Here is an 18,791-nt window from a genome sequence, read left to right on the forward strand (position 1 = left end):
CGTCTCAGAACGCGTAGCGGATGCGGCAACTCGGCAGGTGCTCGGCGACCAGCTCGCGGAACCGCTCGACGAGCTGTCCCTTCATGCCCGACCGGTACCGGACGTTCACGGCGCCGTTCTGGGACACCTTGCGCTCCTGCAGGTCCGGGCGCCACAGCAGGTCCTCGGCCTTCGGGTGCCAGCCGAGGTTGACCTCGTGCAGCGGCTCGTTGTGGGTGAGGAAGATCACCTCGGCCGCGAGCTGCGCCTTGGCCGCCGGGGACAGGACGTCGTCGACCTGCCGGAGCAGCTCGGTCCAGTCGGCCTCCCACGTGGGGGTGAGGACGACGGGCGAGAAGTTGAGGTGCACCTCGTACCCGGCCTCGACGAAGTCGTTCACCGCCGCGATCCGTTCGGCGATCGGCGAGGTGCGGATGTCGGTGACCTTGGCCGTCTCGTGCGGCATGAGCGAGAACCGGATGCGCGTGCGGCCGAGGGGGTCCCAGTCGAGCAGGTCGCGGTTGACGTACTTCGTGGCGAAGGAGGCCTTGGCGGTCGGGCTCATCCGGAACAGGTCGCACAGGTCGCGGACGTTGTCGCTGATCACCGCGTCGACCGAGCAGTCGCTGTTCTCGCCGATGTCGTACACCCACGCCTCGGGGTCGCACTGGTTCGGCTCGGTCTTCGGCCCCTGCTTCGCGATGTTCCGCGCGAGGTGCGCCGTGATCTGCTCGATGTTCGCGAACACCGTCACGGGGTTCGAGTACCCCTTGCGCCGGGGCACGTAGCAGTAGGCGCACGCCATCGCGCAGCCGTTCGCCGTGGACGGGGCGATGAAGTCCGCCGAGCGGCCGTTCGGCCGGGTGACGAGGGACTTCTTCACGCCGAGCACGAGCGCCTCGGTCTTGATCCGGACCCACCGCTGCACGTTGCGCTCGTCGCCGTGCACCTCGGGGATCTGCCAGTGCGAGGCGACCGGGACGATCTCGGCGTCCGGCCACCGCCCGACCACCTCCTGCCCCCGGGGCAGTGCGAGCGCCGCGTCCTCGGCGTAGATGCGTCGGACGTCGAGCATCGGGCGCACGCGTGGTTCCGTCATCGGCTCCTGTCTACCGGGCACCGCCGACACCGCCTGGCAGACTCGGGTCGTGCCCGCGAGCGAACCCGACGACCACTTCTTCGTCGTCGACGGCCGCCGGTGGCGCCGGACCGACCCCGCGCTCCCCGAGGACCTCGCCGCGGCGCTCCGGTCCCACCTCGGCCGCGGGCGGGGCGGGGTCCGGCAGGCGAAGCGCGCGGGCGACGACGCCGCGCTCGCTGCGGCCCGGCACCGGAACGGCCTGGCGAAGCACGGGCTCGGCGAACGCGGTCCGGAGTGGTGGACGCGCCCCGAGGCCGACCGGGTCGCCGACGCCCGGCGGGCGCTCGAGGAGCTCGACGCGCTCGACACTCTCGACGTTCCCGACTCGCACCGATCGTGACTGCGGCGATCCGCCCGCTTCAACTGGAGCGGGGTCTCGACGCTCAGGTCCATCACCGCAGCGGCCCTGCGGAGGTGACTTCGTCAGGTCAGTCGCGGATCTGGCACATCCTGCAAGCACGGTTCCGCTCTCACGACTTGAGGCACAGCTCGAGCACGGAGACCTCGTGTTCAACCTCGTGAGCCGAACTCGGAAGATCGTAGAACCGCCCCAGGAACTGCGGCGCGATGAGGTGAGCTGGTAACGGTGCTCTCCAACTGGCAAGACGGGAGACGACCAGATCGGATCGTGTTTCGATGATCGCGTCGATCTCCGAAGCGAAAGCCTCGGAGCGAGTCATGATCACTTTTTCTGCGTGCACACCGACCGCATCGACAAGCGATCCGTAGAGTCCGAATTCATCGCTCATGGTGACTTGCCCGACCCTTGGGATCACAGAACCGCTGGGGAAGTAAGGAGGGTTGCTCACTGCCACGTCGAATTCCTGCCCCCGCTCGAGGCTTCTGTAGTCGGAAAGCACGAACGCACCATGAACCACTTGATCGATCCCGTCGAAATTTTGCTCAGCAAGCCGAAGTGCGCTCTCGCTGAGGTCGAGCAGCGTGATGGCCTCCAGCCCATCGAGCGCGGCGATGAGGTTCAGTCCGACCACGCCCGAGCCGCAACCGACGTCGATCAGAGTCCGCGTCGACCCTCCAGCGAGGCGTGCGCGCGCCGCTCGCACCAGCCGGAAGGCGTCGAGCGTGATTTGATACGCACCGGGAGCCCAGACGATCCGCGTCTCCTCGAAGATGACCTCCAGTCTCAACGCAAGTCCGGACGAGACGTAGCGAACAGCGTCTGTCAGCAGAGACCGTGGGGCGCCTCGCTCGTAGCTCCTGACCAAGCGCCCTCCGTGGAACACGCGTGTCCGGACAGAGGAGAGATCCGATGTCAACTCGATCTCGATGTCGAACATCCGCCTCTCCTCACTTGAACACATCGGTCATGAGCAATGAGAAGAGCCGCATGTCCGTGCGGCCAGAACGAAGGACTCCCGCAGAGCGCAGCAGACCCTCTTCTCGGAAACCTGCTTTCTGAGCTACACGGGCTGACGCCGAGTTACCCTGCGCCACACGCAGCTCGACCCGATCGAAGCCGACCGAGAACGCGTAGTTCGACAAGGCCGCGACCGCACGGCCGGCGATGCCCTTCCCCCGCTCGTTCTCAGCCAACCAGTAGCTGACCTCTACGATGCCTTCCCTCCAATTCGGGTTCTTCAGCGACATACAACCGACGAAGGACCCGTACAAGCGAATCGCGAACTGAACCCCGGAACCGCTGAGCCGATAGGCCTCAGCACCCCCTTCGCACCAGCTACGAGCGATAGCCCGCGTGTACGGCGAAGGCAACGGAATCCAGCGATTCACCGTCTCGTCCTGACAGGCCAGGAAACAATCATCGGCGTCCTCGGCACGGAGAGGCGTGAGGGAGATCCCGTCACCGGCGTCGATCTCCTCAGCTGGGAGCACTTGCGCTTTCATCCTTGACCTCCATCAATCTCGTGGTTCTTTGCATCGCGAAGACAACCATGCACATCGCTGCGGACACAGCCGCTGCTCTGATCACCGGTGCCGGACCGATGCGCTCGGACAGCCCACCTACGACGAGGTACGAAAGCGGGAGGAGGAATGTCGAGGGGAGCATCAGCAGAGCGCTGGTCCGACCGAGCAACTCTGCAGGAATGTTTGTCTGCAGCACCGTGTCGAAGAGCACTTTTCCCAGCTCGAGACTCGCCCCGCCGATGCAGCACCCCAGGAGACAGATCGCGAGGCGCTCTTGAGCTACACCCAACAAAGCGACCCCGAAGAGGGCTACGAACAGGCTTGCGCGGACCGCTGCCCGTCCCCGCGCCAGAACCGGTGCGGACAAGGCACCGATCAGGCCGCCGATCGCGAAGGCACCGAGCACCGCCCCGAACGCACTCGCTCCCCACGCGTCTCGCACGAGTACTGGCCCGAGCACCGTCCATGCCCCGACCGCCAGAACCGTCTGCAGAGCCCCGGCCGTCGCGTACCGCCACAGCCAGCTGGTGCACAACAGAGCAGCCGCACCCTCGCGAAGGCTTCGCGCATAGGTTCGTGGAGTCAAGGCTGGCCGCTTGTCCGTCCCGCCGACGTACAGCAGCCGGCCGAGGAATAGTGCGCTCATCCCGAAAGCCGCGCAGTTCAGGAGAATCCCCCACACGGGTGCCACGATGAGCAGGAGGAGAGCTGCGAGTGCGGGTCCCGCGATCATGGTGGAGCTCCGTGCAAGAGAGGACAGGCTGTTCGCTGAAGCGAGATCGTCGCTCGCGACGATCGCAATCAGGAGCGCCCGTGCAGACGGGGAGAACACTGCCTCGGCCAAGCCAGTGACCAGAACGGCCGCGACCGCGACCGGGAAGCAGCCCGTCGATATCCCAACAGCCACGAGAAGAGTGGTCAGAACCCGCAGTAAGTCGGCCCAGATCATGAGGTTCCGTGGCTCGAGATGCACACTCAATCCCCCGAGCACGAGATAACCAAGGAAGAGACCGATCGCGCGAGCAGCGAGTATCTCCGCGACGCTCGAGGCGTCGCCGCCGTGCTCCAGCACCGCGAGACTCGCGACCACGGTCATGAGCGACGCACCCATCAGCCCCGTCACCTGACTCAACCAGAACCGCGAGAACGCCCTGTTGCGGCGCAGCAGTGCGAACTGATTCACGTGCTGGCAACCCCGATCTGCTCGTCGGCGAGCCGCAACAGGGCGTCGGTGCCGCAGTCCTGATAGGTCTTCGGCAGGTCAGCAGCGACGAAGCGGGCGGAGGAAGCCAAGATCGCCCCGAGAACACTCCGTCCGACGCTGAGGTTGGCGAGGAGCGCCTCCGATGTCCTGAAGGCGTAGCGCCCGATGTACCGCGCCTGCACTCCCTGGGGCGCGTCGCTCCTCCGCGCCCACTTCGCTTCCCCAGCCCCGATGTCCATCATGAGGGGGTCGAACTCCCCCGGCGGGAAGCGCTCGTCGTCTTCCAGGACGACTTCAGCCGACCGACTCAACCCCAGTCGAATTGTCTCTGTGAGGCGAGCCGCCGAGGAGCCGACCACCGGCAAGTTGAACCGTTCCGCGATCGCTGAGTAGCATCTCGCTCCTGCCGAGCCCAGACACAATTCGTCTGTATGCAGCACCACGACGATCTCGCCGACCGAAACTTCACGCGCGATCGATCGAGCGGGCGTATCTGCCTTCGCTACGGAGATACGCACTCCGCGGAGCCAAGGCTCGTGCTCGAAGGCAGTCAGCGCATCGTCACGGACCAGGATCGTGGTTTCCAATCCTTCAGTCTCCTCAAGCACCCACTCGAGCAACGCTCTTCCTGCGACCTGGACGAGCGCCTTCGGACCGGGCGACGAGACCCGGGTGCCGAGACCGCCCGCCAGGATGATGGCCCTCACCGGAGCGCCGAATCCATACGCGCCGTCACACCGGTGAGCAACTGCAGTGCCCGGGCATCTTTCGCAATCCGCCGGGACCGGTAGATCCGTCCCGAACTCTCGAACAAGCACTCAGCGATCCGCATACCGTTCGCCTCGAGGCTCAGGCCGGTCATGACTGCATCGATTGCTAGGTCGGCCATACCCAGACTGACGAACACCTCGGCCGCTCCGTCGATCGGAACGAGCGTCATACGACGGCGCAGGGGGTGACGTCGGATCCAGTCGCTGGCGATGTTCGGGTACTGGCTGACGACGGTGAGAGATCGGGTGACATCCTCGAGCTCTTCATCGTCGTCACGCCGCACAACGCACAACTTCGTGCGCTGGATGCCGAGGTCCTTCACCATGCGCAACTGCGACGCTGTCCCCGACTCGACGACGTAGTCGTGCGCGGAGACGCACGCATCCAGGGCGCCGCTCGCTACTAACCTCGGAAGGTCCGTGGATCTGGCGAGGACGACCAGGATTCCGTCTGCACGGAAAGTGAGACTCCTACTGTCGGAGCCCCATCCCTTCCAGTCGAGAGCCTCCCGCACTTCCGCACGCAACCTGCCCTGGTTCGGCACCCCGAATCGTAGAGCCTCTCTTCGCTCGACGCGTGGCAGATCAAGGAACGATCTCGCTTCACTCATCCACACTTCTTTCTATCTCGAACACCTCGCGCAAGTACGCCAGGCGATCGGTACCGAAGATGACCACTCGCACCGAGCCGATGTCAGGCCCTGCGTCGCCGGGCACTGCGAACAACACATCACTCGGCCGCTCTTCGAAACGTTCGCTCTGTTCGACGACCGGAACTCTCCTCGACTTGTCCCGAACTTGTACGAAGACAGTCCCCGATGTCGTCTCGTCGGACATCGGTAGGCGCACCAAGTGACGTTCACCAGCCAGTACAGGTCTGTGCACATCCAAGAAGGTCGCGGGACCATCGCCCTGGGCGGAAGCCCGCTTGACGCCGCAACCGCTGCACCAAGAGATCAACCAGCGCTGCGCCACACCGCTCGTCGTTTGCCAGACCGTCCCCGAACACATGGCGCAGAATCGTCCGGAATGTGTCGAGCTGCTCGGTGCGAGCCGCGCTCTACCGATCATCGCTTTCTGGAGAACGTCTCCGTGACCCGATCCTGACCCGAGTAGGCCCTCTTCGACGCAGTGCTCCCAGCCAGTCCTGATCGCGCGATGAATGCGATCGCGCAGGTCGGCCTGCGGCGTCGCTGCGGAGAAGTATGCTCTCGTCTCCAGTGTCGCGAGCCCGGATATCAACCTCCCCTGCTCAGCAAGTCGTCGGCCAAGCGCGCTGTTGGCGCCCACGTGCGCAACGGCGGCCAGGATGACCTCTTCGATGGCCCGTAATCGCTTCACCTGAGACGGCGCTCTCGTCGGGAAGGACCGTGGCAGGTTCGACGAGGCGTCCGGGTGTTCTTCGGCCTCGTCCCCCCCAGCGGGCACCAGGAGGACGTACGCGCCATCCACCTCCGGTAGATCGTTCAAGTTCTGGACGATGTTCTCGACCGAGTCACCGGCCATCCAGCTGTCCTCGATGACAGCGATCTGCCTTCGGTTGACGATCACCTGCCTCGTCGAAGCAACCACCTTCGAGAACCCAGCTTCAAGGAGCGTCCACGCGAGACTCAGGCCCGGCGAGCCGAGCTGGGCTGCGAGGTTTGCGCTGTTGCAAGAAAGGAGGAAACACACGTCGCCTCGCATGTTCGCCGCAAACTTCACGCAGCGCACCGCTCGCGATTTTCGGCACGCCCCGCCTGCTCTGCAGCCGTCAGCCGCGCTGTCCGTGCCCACCGAGACGCGCGCGCCACACAGACACGAATCGCCGAGCAGGAGATGCAAGCCGTCGCCGTGGCCGGCAAGCAAGTACCCTCGCTCGGCCCGAGAAGCACGCCCTCGCAGTTCGAAGCGCGACTGCCAGTTCGGCGGGGGCGCCGTTGCAACGGCGAGAGCGCCGCCTGGAAGCCGGACTCGGACGTACGGGGGCTTGGAGTCGCGTCTTGCTCGAGATGCAACACCCTCCAGCTCATCGAAGGTCAGCCGCACTTCCACCGCCTCAGACTGCACGATCACTGCCGATCGCCTCGATCCTCGACAGAAGACCGTCGCCAACACTTCGCACCGTCAACAACTGCCTCCCGTAACGTTGCTGGAACCGGTTGGTGACGAAATCACCTACACGGCAATCGTCGACCGCTTCTCGCCGGGCCTGGATCGGTAGGACGGAAAGGCGAGATGCGTTTGCACGCATCTCATCGACGTACCCGCTGTCGACGAGATCGACATTGGCATCCCGAATCCCCCTGGCGGCGGGGCGCACGGCGAGCCCAGGATTTCGGGTCAACGCTGTCAGCGGTAGACGAACAGCTCGGGCGGCGAAACAGTTGAGGTGCACTGGCCGCCCTCGCCCATCGCACCACACTCGGCCGCGGCGACCCGAAAGGGCGCTGAGCCAAAGCCTGCTCGCTTCGGAGTCGACGGCGTCGAACACGTCCAGGAGCTTCGGTGCCCCCGCATCGATACGGCAGTCTTCGTGCGGCATCTCGGACAGGCGGACGGTGATCTCTACCTGAGTCAGCTCGTTGTCGACCCCCGGGCCGGCCACGATCACATCAGCGGCCCGGATCTGGTCGGCGTCGATCACGAGACGAATTGCAAGTGCTTCGAGCAAGGGACTCGTCAAGCCCTCATGAGAAGCCTCGCCCAGTATGTCTCCCCCCGCATCGACCAGAACCACGCGCTCGTGGACGTCCTTCGAGACCAACGCGTTCAACACGCCGGCGGACCAGGACAAGTCGTCGACATCGAGCAGGTGCAAGCTCCCGGGTAGGTTCTGGGCCAGAGTGCGCACCTGATCCCACCTGCCGTCGATGGTGAACGTCTCAGGGTCGACCCGGCCATGAGCCGCTCGGTCTACCCCATGCAGTGCCGACCATGGGCTGTAGCCGGCAGACAGAGCGTCACGACGCCAAGCGAACGTGACAAAACTGTCGATCGGACTCACCTCAGAAAGGGCGGCAGCGACGATGAGATCGCCCGGCCCTCCGGCGGCCATGTACACGGTCACTGTTCTCCCCAGTGGTAGGGCGGCTCGCTCCCCGTGTCGTGGAGGGGAGCGAGCCGTGAATTCACCAGCTCATCAAGTTGTCCTCGGGAAGCTGTGCGATGTCGATCGACTCGATCTCCTCGATCAGCGCTTCAAGAGCGTTCTTCGTTTCCACGGCGATTCACCCCCCTTCTCCACTCGCGCCACGCTGTAGCGGCAGTCTCACCCTACTATCGTAGTACGTCACATGCCACATCTCGGTTCGTGGTCGTGGCTGCCCACGGACAGCGCGTTTGTCGAGGGGAGGTGGCGGCAGCCGTGTGGCGTCCATCGGCGGACGTCATCCTTCGTTCTCCACGACCTGGCCGGTCTGAGTGCTTCCGCCCGGCTCGGTCGAGTCGAACGGCGCCATGGAGTCGATTCGAGACGCAGAACTCAGGGTTCCCTTCGGTTGACGTCGAGCGACTCGCGCCGCGGTCGGGATCGACGCGGAATCGGAGGATGTGTCGAGCCTGGACGACCGTCAAAAGCTGCCTGGTGCACACCGCCAGAACAGTGGTCTAACAGGTCCTCCGAGACGCTCGTACACGTCGAGTCGTTCCCCGTGGTTCTGCCGGCAAGCCCCGTCTCGGTCCGAGAGGAGAGGACGTTGGACGCCGGCGAAGGTGTTGTGAGATTGGCCTCGATGGGAGAGCAGGTCCGGCTGAACCCTTCGGGCTGTGCCGATCACGCGAACCGCGCAGGCAGCTACACCCGGAGTACAGCGCTTGGTTGCCCCCGGGCGTCGGCCTACGCTCGCGCTACGCCTCGGTGTGGCCGAGGTCGGGCTCGGTGAGCAGGCAGACCCGGCGTGCGGCCGACGCGTGCACCTCGAACACGACGACCTCGTTGCGGCCGGCCCGCAGCACCGGACCCGGCACGGCGAGGGTCCGCTGCGGCCCGCGCGACCAGTGCCGGCCGAGGCAGAACCCGTTGACCCAGGCGACGCCCTTCCGGAAGCCGTCGAGCGACAGGTACCGGTCCCCCGCCTCGGCGAGCTCGAACGCCCCCGCGGCGAACACTGGCCCGGCGAGCACGTCGCCGTCGGTCGGGACCGCCTCGGCGAGCAGGGACAGCGCGGCGGGGGCGACCGGGTCGAGGGCGAGCGGCGACGCCGTCCACCGGGCGACCGGGACCCCGTCGACGGCGACCCCGCCGAGCAGGCCCTTCGGCTCGCCGATGCGGGGGCCGTAGTCGACCCGACCCTGGTCCTCGACGAGGAGCTCGAGCGTGCCGGTGACCGGCGGGAGCGCGACGGCCCGGTCGTGGTGCTCGCGTTCGAGCACGCCGACCACGACGCCGTCGACGGAGACGACCGCACGGTCGCGGACCTCGGTGCCGACGGTGAGGACGCCGCCGTCCGGCAGGTCGACCTCGGCGCGGTACAGCACGAAGCCGCTGGCCGCCCCGAGCGCGTCGAACGTCGGCGGCTCGTCGTGCGTCGACCAGTCGGTGAGCGCGGGCAGCAGGGACCGCAGCGACGCGACCCGGTCGAGGCGGACGGCGACGTCCGCGGCGGGCGCGGGGCGCGCCTCCCGGCCGGTGCCGGACGCACCCGGTGCCGACGCACCCGGTGCCGACGCGACCGGTGCCGACGCACCCGGCGCGGAGCCAGCTGCTCCGGATGCCAGCGCGGCCGGCGCGTCCTCGTCCAGGTGACCGGACCCGCCCGGCTGCATCGAGGCGGGCAGCGGCGGGACGGGCGCGTAGCGCTCGATCACCGCGCGGAACGCGTGGAACTTGTCGGTGGGGCGACCGGCTTCGTCGAGCGGTGCGTCGTAGTCGTACGACGTCGCGATCGGCCGGTAGACGCCCTTGTCGTTCGCGCCGTTCGTGAAGCCGAAGTTCGTGCCCCCGTGGAACATGTAGATGTTCACGGAGCCGCCGGCGGCCAGCAGGACGTCGAGGTCCTCGGCGCTCGCGGACGCGGGCGTGGTGTGGTGGTGCTCGCCCCAGCTGTCGAACCAGCCGTCCCAGAACTCCGAGCACATGAGCGGACCGGTGGGCTGGGCCTGGCGCAGGCGGGCGAGCCGCTCGGTGGACCTCGAGCCGAAGGACCCGGTCTTGTGCAGCGACGGCAGCGACCCGTCCTCGAGCATGGTGCCCATCGGCTGGTCGACGCTCGTGAACGGCACGGTCAGCCCGACGTCGCGGTGCATCTGCTCGAGCTTCGTCAGGTACACGGGGTCGGAGCCGTACGCGCCGTACTCGTTCTCGACCTGCACGAGCACGATCGGCCCGCCCTGGTCGACCTGCCGTGGGACGAGCACGGGGGCGAGCTGCTCCAGGTACTGCCGCACGGCGGCCAGGAAGCCGGGCTCGTCGCGGCGCACACCCACGGTGCCGTCCGCGAAGAGCCAGTACGGCAGGCCGCCGTTCGACCACTCGGCGCAGATGTACGGGCCGGGGCGGACGATGGCGTGCATGCCCTCGGCGGCGACGAGGTCGAGGAACCGCCCGAGGTCGAGGCCACCGGTCAGGTCGAACTCGCCGGGACGCGGCGCGTGGGCGTTCCACGCGACGTAGGTCTCGATGGTGTTGAGGCCCATCAGCCGGGCCTTGCGGATCCGGTCCTGCCACAGGTCGGGGTGGACGCGGAAGTAGTGGATCGCGCCGGAGAGCACCCGGTGCGGCTCGCCGTCGAGCAGGAAGTCGGTGTCGCCGATGGCGAAGCGCATGGTGTGACCCTCTCAGGGATCGGGGCCGTGCGGAAGATCCGCACGGCCCCGAGGTGGTGGTGGGACGTCTTACTTGGTGGTGACTTTGAAGCCCTGGTCGTTGCCGTACTTCACGAGGGCCTTCTGCCAGGCCTCGAGCCCGCTCTCGAGCGAGGTGCCGTTCTCGTACGACTGGCCGACGGTGTCCGCGTAGACGCTGTTCGCGTACACCTGGTAGGGCAGGTAGGTGAAGTCGGTGGCCGAGGTCTTCGACGCGTCGACGAGCACCTTGTTGATCTCCTGGCCGCCGAAGTACTCCGGCTTCTCCTGCAGGAACGCGCTGGAGTCGAGGTCGGCGGTGGTCGACGGGAAGCCGCCGGACTCCATGAAGACCTTCGTCGACTCCTTGGACGAGTTGAGCCACTTCAGGAAGCCCGCGGCGAGGGCCGGGTTCTTCGACTGCTTCATGACCGCCTCGGCGCTGCCGCCGTTGCTCGCGGTCTGTGCCTGGCCGCCGTCGTACGTCGGCATCGGGGCGACGCGCCAGTCACCCTTCGACTCGGGGACGCTGGCCATCAGGTTGCCGGGCATCCAGGCACCGGTGATCATCGTGGCGATCTGGCCGTTGCCGAGCTGCTTGTACCAGTCGTCGGTCCAGCCGGTGGTCTTCGACAGGAGCCCCTGCTCGACGAGCTGGTCCCAGGTCTTGGTCCACTTCTTCGTGCCCGCGTCCTCGAGGTTGATCGTGACCTGGTCGCCCTTCGTGGTGAAGGGGGTGCCGCCGGCCTGGGCGATCATGCTCGTGGTGAAGCCGGCGTCGCCGGAGTCCGCCGCGATGTACTTCGACGGGTCGGCCTCGTGCAGCTTCTTGGCCGCGGCGACGTACTCGTCCCACGTCTTCGGCACGGCGATGCCGTACTGGTCGAAGACCTTCTCGTTGTAGAACAGCGCCATGGGGCCGGAGTCCTGCGGCAGGCCGTAGACCTTGCCGTCCATCGCGACGTTGCTCCAGGTGCCCTTCGAGAACTTGCTCTCGAGCTTGTCGAAGCCGTACGACTTGAGGTCGACGAGCGAGTCCGACAGCGCGAACTGCGGCAGGGCGTAGTACTCGACCTGCGCGACGTCCGGGGCGCCCGAGCCGGCCTTGATCGTGTTCTGCAGCTTCGTGTACTGGTCGGCACCGGTGCCGGCGTTGACGATCTTGACCTTCACCTTGGGGTACTGCTTCTCGAACGCGGCGACCTGGTCCTTGGCCGAGGGGGTCCAGGACCAGTACGTCAGCGTGCCGCCGTCCTTGAGTGCCTTGTCGATGTCGCCGGACGAGCCGCCGGCGGACGAGCCACCGGAGGCGCAGGCCGCGAGGGCGATGGCGGCGGTGACGCCGATGGCGAGGGCGCTGAACCCGCGCCGGATGCGCTTGTGCATGGTGCCTTCCACTTCTTCGTGATCGGGGATGTTCCGTGGTGCAGGTGGTGCGCCGGTGCCGGACCGTCCGCACCGTGGGCGGTGCGGACGCCGGTCGGCACCGGGTCGTGCGGTGGTGCTGCGGTGCGGTCCGTGGCGGACCGGCACCGTGCCTCCCGGCCGACGGTCCGACGTGGACCGGCAGCCGGGTGGCGGGATCAGGCCTTGACGGACCCGGCCGCGAGGCCGGACTGCCAGAAGCGCTGCAGGAAGAGGAACGCGACCACGATCGGGATGATCGTGAGGAGCGATCCGGTGACGACGAGGTTGTAGATCGGCTGCGCGCCGGAGCCGGTGGCCTGCGCGTTCCACTGGTTGAGGCCGACCGTCAGCGGGTACCACTTCGGGTCGCTCAGCATGATGAGCGGCAGGAAGTAGTTGTTCCAGGTCGCGACGACCGCGAACAGCAGGACCGTCACGACGCCCGGGGCGAGGAGCTTCAGCGCGATGGTGAAGAAGATCCGGAACTCGCCGGCGCCGTCCATGCGGGCGGCCTCGATGAGCTCGGTCGGGATCGCGTCGATCGCGTAGGTCCAGATCAGGTACATGCCGAACGGGCTGATCAGCGACGGCAGGATGATCGCCCACGGGGTGTTCGTCAGGCCGAACTGCGAGAACAGCAGGAAGGTCGGGACGGCGAGGGCGGTACCGGGCACCGCGATCGCGCCGAGGACGACCGCGAACACCGCGCGGCGGCCGGGGAACTGGAACTTTGCCATGCCGTAGCCGGCGACCGTCGCGAGCAGGGTCGCACCGCCGGCGCCGACGACGACGTACAGCAGCGTGTTGCCGAGCCACTGGACGAAGATGCCGTCGTCGTAGGTCAGCGTGTCGACGATGTTCTGCCAGAGGGTGAAGTCGCCGCCGAACCACAGGCCGAAGGTCGACAGGAGCGACGACTGCGTCTTCGTGCTGTTCACGAGCAGGTAGAACAGCGGCGCGAACGAGTAGACGACGAAGACCACCATGACCGCGGTCAGCAGGCCGGAGCGCTTCACCTTGCGTCCGTCGACGGGCTTGCGGGGCTTCCGGGAGGCGCGGCTCGTCACGGCGCGCGGGTCGCGCTGCGTCGTGGTCGCCTCGGTGACGGTCGCCGGGCCGGCGGGGTGCTGCAGGGTGCTCATCGGTTCTCCTGGCGGGTTCCGCGGACCTGGACGACGTAGGCGATCACGGCGGTGATGACGCCCATGACGATGGCGACCGTGGCGGAGTAGTTGAACTGCTGGCCGCTGAAGGACAGCGAGTAGGCGTACATGTTCGGGGTGAAGGCGCTGCCGATGACGTTCGGGGCCAGGGTCTTCAGCAGGTTCGGCTCGTTGAAGAGCTGGAAGCTGCCGATGATCGAGAAGATCGTCGCGATCACCATCGGGCCGCGGAGCGCGGGGATCTTGATCGAGAACACCGTGCGCATCGGGCCGGCACCGTCGAGCTCGGCGGCCTCGTACAGCTCACCCGGCACCGTGCGGAGCGCGGCGTAGAAGATGAGCATGTTGTAGCCCAGGAACTCCCACGTCACGACGTTGCCGATCGAGGTGAGCACCCAGTCCGGGCTGAACGGCTGCAGCAGGTCGATGCCCATGGCCTGGTTGGCGGCACCGGTCAGACCGAACTGGTTGCCGTAGATGAAGCCCCAGATGAGCGCCGCGACGACGCCGGGGACCGCGTAGGGCAGGAACACCGCGATGCGGAAGAAGCCGGTCCCCCACAGGCGGGCGCTGTCGAGCGCGAGGGCGGCGACGAGCGCGAGGCCGAGCATGATCGGGACCTGCACGACGAGGAAGAGCGCGACGCGGCCGAGGCCGGACCAGAACTTGGCGTCCTGGAACAGCTGCACGTAGTTGGCGAACCAGACGAACTGGTTGCCGCCGATGAGCTGGTCGCGGAACAGGCTGAGCCAGAGCGCGTAGCCGATCGGGACGATGAGCATGGCCACGAGGACCACGACGAAGGGGCCGACGAAGAGCCAGCCGGTGAACCGCCCCCGGGGCTTGGGGCGGCGAGCGGTCGGCCGCGGGGCGGAGGCCGCCTCGGCCGGACGCGCTGCGAGCGTGCTCATGTGACTCCCTCGTCTGGTGCGTTCGTGTGCCGACCGGGTCCGGTGCTGCTCGGTCCGTGGTCGGGGGACGTCGATGTTGACGTCAACATCGAACGTCGGAACCGTAGCATGGCAACGTCAACATGCGCTACCGTTCGGGAGTCCTGCGCCGTCGCGGGTCGGCACGGAACCCCGTCCGCACCCGTCACGGCCCCGCCCCACCAGCCCCGAGGAGCGCCCGTGTCGACCGACCTGACGGCTGGCCGCCGTGCGCCGTCGATGGCCGCCGTGGCCGAGGCCGCCGGCGTGTCGATGCAGACCGTGTCCCGCGTCGCCCGGGGCTTCGACAACGTCAGCCCGGACACCCGCGACCGCGTGCAGCGGGCGATGGACGAACTCGGCTACCGGCCGAACCGCGCCGCCCGGGCCCTGCGCTCCGGACGGTTCCGCACCATCGGCGTGATCATGTTCTCGCTCGCGTCCTTCGGCAACATGCGCACGCTCGAGGCGATCGCCGAGGCGGCCGTCGCGGCGGACTTCACCATCACGCTGCTGCCGATGGCGTCGCGCACCGAGGAAGGCGTCCGCTCGGCCTTCTCGCGCCTGCACGAACAGGCCGTCGACGGCGTCGTGATCATCATCGAGTCGCACATCATCGACACCGCCGAGGTCGTGCTGCCCGACGGCGTGCCGATGGTCGTCGTCGACTCCACCGGCACCACCGACCACCCCTCGATCGACACCGACCAGGCCGACGGCGCGCGGCAGGCCACGCAGCACCTGCTCGACCTCGGGCACGAGACCGTCTGGCACGTCGCCGGGCCGACCTCGTCGTACTCCGCCGCCCGCCGGCTCGCCGCGTGGCAGGACACGCTCGAACGTGCCGGCCGTCCGGTCCCGCCGGTGTTCCACGGCGGCTGGACGACCGAGCACGGCTACCGGGCGGGCCTCGAGATCGCCGACCGACCCGAGGTGACCGCGGTGTTCGCCGCGAACGACCAGACCGCGCTCGGGGTCCTGCGTGCGGCGCACGAACGGGGTCGCGCCGTCCCGTCGTCGTTGAGCGTCGTGGGGTTCGACGACTCCCCCGAGGCCGACTCGTTCTGGCCGCCGCTCACCACCGTGCACCAGTCCTTCGACGAGGTCGGGCGGCGCGCGGTCGCGAACCTGCTCGACCAGATCGACGGCATCCCGGTGCGGGGCGAGACCGACCTGGTGCCAGTCCGGCTGGTCGAACGCGCGAGCACGGCACCGCCGCAGGGCTGAGCGGCGCCGCCGCGGGGCCGATCGGCACCGCCGCGGGGCCGATCGGCACCGCCGCGGGACCGATCGGCACTGCCGCCGGGACGGTCGGCGCCACCCGTCCCCTAGGCTCGTCCGATGGAACTCGTCGCCCCCGCCACCCGGTACTTCCCGTCGTTCCGCCGCGCCCTCGACGAGTGGGACGGTGCCCACCAGGACGGTGCCGGCATCCGCGACGCCGACGCCCTGACCGACCGCGCGGGCTTCGACGAGTGGGTCGGGCAGCTCCTCGACGAGGAGACCACGCCCGCGAGCCCGAACCACGTGACGTGCACGTACCGCTGGCTCGTCGAGGGCGACGAGTACCTCGGCAGCATCGCCCTCCGGCACGAGCTCAACGACTTCCTCCGCGAGACCGGCGGCCACGTCGGCTACGGCGTCCGTCCCTCCGCCCGCGGTCGGGGCCTGGCCGCCGAGGCACTCGCCCGGGTCGTCGTGCTGGCCGCCGAGCGCGGCATGCCCGAGCTCCTGGTCACCTGCGACGCCGCGAACCCCGCGTCCCGCCGCACGATCCAGCGCGTCGGCGGCCGCCTGCAGGACGAGGTCCCCGGCCCCGACGACCACCGGCTCCAGCGCTGGTGGATCCGCACCGGCGCGCGCCACGCACCGGACGTCGACACGGTCGACATCGTCGGCGGGCCCGAGCCGCTCACGGTCGGCATGCACGAGCACGATCCGGCGTGGGCCGACCGCTACCGGGAGCACCGCGACCGGATCACCGCGGCGCTCGCGGACCTGCCGGTCCAGGTCGAGCACATCGGGTCGACGGCGGTCCCCGGGCTGGCCGCCAAGCCGATCGTCGACATCGTCGTCGCGGTCCCGGACGTCACCGACGAGGACGCCTGGCTGCGCCCCCTGCTCGACGCCGGGTACGAGCTGCGCGTCCGCGAACCGGGCCACCGGCTCGTCCGGACGCCGACCCGCGACACCCACGTGCACGTCTACGACCGCGGCGCGACGGCGATCGAGGACTACCTGCTCCTGCGCGACCAGCTGCGCCGCGACCCCGACGACCGGCAGCGGTACGAGGCGGTGAAGCGCGCGCTCGTGGAGCGCACGTGGGACGACACGAACGCGTACGCCGACGCGAAGACCGAGGTCGTCACGGCGATCCGGGAGCGGGCCCGCGCGGCGCGGTGACGTCGGGGTCGCGCACGGCGGGGACGTCGGAGCGGCGGGCGTCCGGACCGAGCGGGCCGGACGACCGGGACGACCGGACCGGGAGGGCCGGGCCGGGAGGACCGGGCCGGGACGGGTGGCCGCGGTCCGTGCGACGGACCGCGGCCACCGAGCACCGGGCGTGACCCGAACACGGACCCCGGCACCCGCCGCGCCGCCGGGACCTGATCCTCCACTGCGACGCTGCCGTTGCGAGGATGCCTCCGGCGGACGCCCGGGTCAAGTCCGGACTGCGCCCAGCGGACGCTCAGACCGCGATCGGCCTGCGCGCACAGCGGAAGGGCGCCGGCCCGCTCGCGCGGACCGACGCCCTCCGTGCTCACTCGACGCTCACCGTGGCGCTCGCCGAGGCACCTGTGCACCGTGCCCGGGCGGACCGGGCACGGTGGGGTCAGCCGATCGACACCGCGGTCCAGGAGACCGGCGGCAGCTCGATCGTGACGGTGTCGCCCTCGCGACGAACCGTCTCATTCGTGCGCAGTGCGACCCGCTCGCGGTTCCCGAGGTCGTTCACCGCGTGCACGTCGTCGTCCCACACGCCCTCGGCGTGCACGTCACCCTCGACGCCGATGCCGGCGAGGTCGATCGTGACCGTGGTGGACTCGGTCTGGCTGCGGTTCACGAGGAACACCGCGGCCGTGCCGTCCTCGACCGTCGCGGCCGAGTCGACGACGGGGACCTCGCCGTACTTGCCACCGTCGACGGTGTCACCGGAGGCCTTGACCTGCAGCGACGTGCCGTTCGCCAGACGCGAGGTCACCGAGAACGGGAAGAACGTCGTCTGCCGCCAGGCCGGACCACCGGGCTCGGTCATGATCGGGCCGATCACGTTGACGAGCTGCGCGAGGCTCGCCGACGCGACGCGGTCGGCGTGGCGGAGCAGCGAGATGAGCAGCCCACCGACGACGACCGCGTCGGCGACCGTGTAGACGTCCTCGAGGAGGCGCGGGGCGACCGGCCAGTCCTGCAGTTCGAAGGTCTTCTGCTGCGCCTCCCAGCGCTTGATCGACCAGACGTTCCACTCGTCGAACGAGATGTCGATCCGCTTGTCGGACTTCTTGTGCGCCTTGACGTGGTCGGCGGCGGTCGTGACCGTGTCGATGAAGTGGTCCATGTTCACGCCCGAGGCCAGGAACGAGGACATGTCGTCGTCCTCCTCGTAGTAGGCGTGCGCCGAGATGTAGTCGACGTCGTCGTAGGTGTGCTCGAGGACCGTGCGCTCCCACTCGCCGAACGTCGGCATCGACGCCCCGGAGGACCCGCACGCGACGAGCTCGAGGTCGGGCTGGATCTGCCGCATGGCCTTCGCGGTCATCGCGGCGAGCTTGCCGTAGTCCTCGGCGTTCTTGTGGCCGAGCTGCCACGGGCCGTCCATCTCGTTGCCGAGGCACCACATCTTGATCGCGAAGGGCTCATGACGGCCGTTCGAGCGGCGGTACTCGCTCAGCGCGGTACCGGCGTCGATGTTCGCGTACTCGAGGAGCTCGATGGCCTCCTGCGTCCCGCGCGTGCCGAGGTTCACGGCGAGCATGAGCTCGGAACCGACCTGGTCGAGCCAGTGCTGGAACTCGTGCAGGCCGACCTCGTTCGTCTCGGTGGAGTGCCACGCGAGGTCGAGGCGACGGGGGCGCTGCTCGACCGGGCCGACGCCGTCCTCCCACTTGTAGCCCGACACGAAGTTGCCGCCCGGGTAGCGGATGGCCGAGACGCCGAGCTCCTTGACGAGCTCGACGACGTCCTTCCGGAAGCCGTGCTCGTCGGCGGTCTCGTGCGCGGGCTCGTGGATGCCGTCGTAGACGTGACGACCGAGGTGCTCGACGAACCCGCCGAACAGCCGACGGCGCACCGGCCCCACGGTGAACGCGCTGTCGAGGACGAGGTGAGTGCGAGGCATGGATCTCCTTCGATCTGCTGGGGGCTGGTGCTGCACGTGGCGGGAGCGGGTCACGCGTGGGGAGGTCCGATCGGCGTCCGTCGGCCTGCGTGAGCGCTCACGACACGGACGACGCTAGCGGCTCGGGGCCGGACACGGAAGGGGACGCGCACGGTCGTCGTGACGTTCACGAAAAGGCTGGCGCGACGTCCGACCCAGCACTAGTGTGAGCGCTC

16 protein-coding genes are annotated in these 18,791 nt (G+C 68.3%); 3 read left to right on the top strand and 13 right to left on the bottom strand.

Going from position 1 to position 18,791, the window contains the following annotated elements; all coding sequences use genetic code 11:
• Positions 1-4 precede the first annotated feature (4 nt).
• Positions 5-1,078, bottom strand: a complete 1,074-nt coding sequence (locus QOL15_RS12585; RefSeq protein WP_065962193.1) for a spore photoproduct lyase family protein — start codon at positions 1,076-1,078, stop codon at positions 5-7.
• A 49-nt stretch (positions 1,079-1,127) separates the two neighbouring features.
• On the opposite strand from QOL15_RS12585, the gene QOL15_RS12590 reads away from it, so the two are divergent.
• Entirely contained in the window at positions 1,128-1,460 is a 333-nt protein-coding gene (locus tag QOL15_RS12590) for a biopolymer transporter Tol (RefSeq protein WP_065962197.1), read from the top strand.
• Between the two features lie 130 nt (positions 1,461-1,590).
• Here the strand turns inward: QOL15_RS12590 and QOL15_RS12595 are convergent, their stop codons facing one another.
• The 11 genes from QOL15_RS12595 to QOL15_RS12645 all read right to left on the bottom strand — a co-directional run bounded on the left by QOL15_RS12595 (position 1,591) and on the right by QOL15_RS12645 (position 14,222).
• Positions 1,591-2,418: a methyltransferase gene (locus tag QOL15_RS12595; protein ID WP_065962199.1), complete on the bottom strand. Its 828-nt coding sequence runs from the start codon at positions 2,416-2,418 to the stop codon at positions 1,591-1,593.
• 10 nt (positions 2,419-2,428) lie between these two features.
• Positions 2,429-2,971 carry a GNAT family N-acetyltransferase gene (locus QOL15_RS12600; RefSeq protein ID WP_175473847.1) on the bottom strand — a complete coding sequence of 181 codons (543 nt, stop codon included), beginning with the start codon at positions 2,969-2,971 and terminating at the stop codon, positions 2,429-2,431.
• Positions 2,958-4,187 carry an MFS transporter gene (locus QOL15_RS12605; protein ID WP_065962202.1) on the bottom strand — a complete coding sequence of 410 codons (1,230 nt, stop codon included), beginning with the start codon at positions 4,185-4,187 and terminating at the stop codon, positions 2,958-2,960. The genes QOL15_RS12600 and QOL15_RS12605 overlap by 14 nt, the downstream gene beginning before the upstream one ends.
• A complete protein-coding gene (locus tag QOL15_RS12610) occupies positions 4,184-4,915 on the bottom strand; it encodes an NTP transferase domain-containing protein (protein WP_065962205.1) in 732 nt (243 codons plus the stop codon). The genes QOL15_RS12605 and QOL15_RS12610 overlap by 4 nt, the downstream gene beginning before the upstream one ends.
• Positions 4,912-5,589 carry an ATP phosphoribosyltransferase gene (hisG, locus tag QOL15_RS12615; protein ID WP_139197512.1) on the bottom strand — a complete coding sequence of 226 codons (678 nt, stop codon included), beginning with the start codon at positions 5,587-5,589 and terminating at the stop codon, positions 4,912-4,914. The genes QOL15_RS12610 and hisG overlap by 4 nt, the downstream gene beginning before the upstream one ends.
• On the bottom strand, positions 5,582-6,682 hold the full coding sequence (locus QOL15_RS12620) for a hypothetical protein (protein ID WP_139197511.1): 1,101 nt from the start codon (positions 6,680-6,682) through the stop codon (positions 5,582-5,584). Before QOL15_RS12620 ends, hisG begins: the two co-directional genes overlap by 8 nt.
• Positions 6,683-7,016: 334 nt before the next feature.
• Positions 7,017-8,027: a DUF1152 domain-containing protein gene (locus QOL15_RS12625; RefSeq protein ID WP_139197510.1), complete on the bottom strand. Its 1,011-nt coding sequence runs from the start codon at positions 8,025-8,027 to the stop codon at positions 7,017-7,019.
• 779 nt (positions 8,028-8,806) lie between these two features.
• Entirely contained in the window at positions 8,807-10,723 is a 1,917-nt protein-coding gene (locus tag QOL15_RS12630) for a beta-galactosidase family protein (RefSeq protein WP_071247822.1), read from the bottom strand.
• A gap of 69 nt (positions 10,724-10,792) precedes the next feature.
• Complete coding sequence (locus QOL15_RS12635; protein ID WP_175473846.1) at positions 10,793-12,127, bottom strand: sugar ABC transporter substrate-binding protein; 1,335 nt, start codon at positions 12,125-12,127, stop codon at positions 10,793-10,795.
• Positions 12,128-12,324: 197 nt separating this feature from the next.
• The gene (locus tag QOL15_RS12640) at positions 12,325-13,290 is read right to left on the bottom strand and encodes a carbohydrate ABC transporter permease (RefSeq protein ID WP_065962216.1); all 966 of its coding nucleotides are present in this window, start codon (positions 13,288-13,290) and stop codon (positions 12,325-12,327) included.
• Positions 13,287-14,222, bottom strand: a complete 936-nt coding sequence (locus QOL15_RS12645) for a carbohydrate ABC transporter permease (RefSeq protein ID WP_065962218.1) — start codon at positions 14,220-14,222, stop codon at positions 13,287-13,289. The genes QOL15_RS12640 and QOL15_RS12645 overlap by 4 nt, the downstream gene beginning before the upstream one ends.
• A gap of 258 nt (positions 14,223-14,480) precedes the next feature.
• Here QOL15_RS12645 and QOL15_RS12650 point away from each other — a divergent pair, with 258 nt between their 5' ends.
• Together QOL15_RS12650 and QOL15_RS12655 are read left to right on the top strand one after the other, a co-directional pair.
• Positions 14,481-15,467 (top strand): LacI family DNA-binding transcriptional regulator, encoded by a 987-nt coding sequence (locus tag QOL15_RS12650; protein WP_083394019.1) that lies wholly within the window; start codon positions 14,481-14,483, stop codon positions 15,465-15,467.
• Positions 15,468-15,581: 114 nt separating this feature from the next.
• The gene (locus tag QOL15_RS12655) at positions 15,582-16,643 is read left to right on the top strand and encodes a GNAT family N-acetyltransferase (RefSeq protein ID WP_254784129.1); all 1,062 of its coding nucleotides are present in this window, start codon (positions 15,582-15,584) and stop codon (positions 16,641-16,643) included.
• A 430-nt stretch (positions 16,644-17,073) separates the two neighbouring features.
• On the opposite strand, the gene QOL15_RS12660 is transcribed toward QOL15_RS12655, so the two are convergent.
• Complete coding sequence (locus QOL15_RS12660) at positions 17,074-18,576, bottom strand: alpha-N-arabinofuranosidase (protein ID WP_065964278.1); 1,503 nt, start codon at positions 18,574-18,576, stop codon at positions 17,074-17,076.
• Positions 18,577-18,791 lie beyond the last annotated feature (215 nt).

The organism is Curtobacterium sp. MCBA15_012, assembly GCF_001864935.2.
Taxonomy (GTDB): Bacteria; Actinomycetota; Actinomycetes; order Actinomycetales; family Microbacteriaceae; genus Curtobacterium.